Annotated in this window: 1 protein-coding gene; it reads right to left on the minus strand. The window is 49.6% G+C overall.

Annotated features, from left to right (window positions below; all coding sequences use genetic code 11):
• Positions 1–85 precede the first annotated feature (85 nt).
• On the minus strand, positions 86–1615 hold the full coding sequence (locus ACYU87_RS27505; RefSeq protein ID WP_461137213.1) for an IS1182 family transposase: 1530 nt from the start codon (positions 1613–1615) through the stop codon (positions 86–88).
• Positions 1616–1674 lie beyond the last annotated feature (59 nt).

Raw genomic sequence — 1674 nt, forward strand, 5'->3', positions numbered from 1 at the left:
GTGGCTGTTGCACAACTCTGCTTCCCAAATCGATTTTTCAACATCTGACTTGACAACTAAGACTTCCTACCATTGTCTGCAATTCTTAGTTGAGAAAAAGCATGCCAAAGCCTAGAAAAGTGTCTTGAGAAGATATTGACCATTCTACCTTTAGGGCTATGGCCTGGCTGAGAGTGGACTTGGAGGTGAACTTTATGTACTTCTTCAGGTTGAAGGCAATAGCCGCCATCAGCATCACTTTGTGAGCTCCAGCTTTGCCCCGTACATTGATCTTTCGTAATCCATTGTACTCCACCAGACTACCTAACACAGGTTCCACCGTCCGTTGGCGAAGCTTCTTCATGCGCTTGCCCCGCCGACTTTGCTGGCGCTCCAGGGCTCGACGGTAGAAGGGATCATAGGCGGTTCGAATAATTTGTCGGCATTGGCTCTTGGGTACACAGGTGGGTTTGAGCGGACACGGTTTGCAGTCCTGGTAATCCGCCCGATAGACCTTTAACAAACCGGTTTCGGCGTGGGTGGCAAAGGTCTTAAAGGGCAATCGCTTGCCAGCTGAACAAGTAAAGTAGTCCCCCTCAGAATCATAGGGAAAGCCTTCGATCTGTGGTTTAAAGTGGCCGAAGACAGGTATCCAGCCCGTGATTTTCCACCCTTCCAGTAAGGCATAATTACCGCCATTAGAGTAACCTGTATCAGCCAATACCTCTTCTAAACATAGCTCATTAGCGGCCAACCGCTGCTGAAGCTTAAGGGCAATGTCAGGCAAGTACTGGCTATCCCGGCCATCGGCAAAATCGGCCTGCACATGACTAATGACGCCTTCGGCCGTATCAACAGCCAGGCTACAGTGGTAGTTGAGTTTGCGGGCTTTACCGGGCTTGATCGAGATGCGGGCATCGGGATCGGTGGGACTATAATGGGTTTTGTTGCTGAGTAACTTTGCCTTTTCGTTACCGGCTCCTAAAGTAGTGGGTGCACTTTTCAGGTTTTGCTGATGCTTTTTCAACCGTCTTAACTGGTGATCGGCTGCGGTAATCACCGATGCCGCTTGACGGGGGCTGAGTGGAGCGATGGAAGGCACTGGCTCATTCTGATCCTCAGCCGACCGGACCAGCCTGGGACCCGGTAGATTGGGTTGTTTTTCCAGCAGTCTTTCCATCGAAGCATTGGCTTTGACAGGGGCCGAGTCGATGGCTACCCTACGGCCAGCTACCATGTTGTTAGCTACACATAGGCTAAACACTTTATCGAACACTGCCTCAAAGAGTGCTTCTGGGTAAAGTTGTCGAGTACGACTCAACGTGGAGTGCCAGGGTAATGGCTCATCAATGTTATAGCCCAGGAAATACAGCATATCCATCCGTAGTGAGCAATGCTCAATTAGCTTTCTGTCGGAGGTAATATTCTCCAGGCAACCGATGAGCATGAACTTAAAGAATACAACTGGGTCAATGGAAGGGTTTCCAGTCTGGCCATAGAGCTGTTTCGTGGCCTTATAGATAAAGGTCAGGTCGAGCGTCTCCTTTAGCCGACGGTAGAAGTTGTGCTTAGGGACACGGCTGGACAGCTGAAAACAAGTGATTTGCTTTTCAAGATATTCTTTTCTGCCTTGCATACCTCAAGATACAGAAAAGGCCACTTAAATCCCTAGGTAGAGTTGTGCAACAGCCACGC

This window comes from Spirosoma lituiforme, assembly GCF_054776635.1.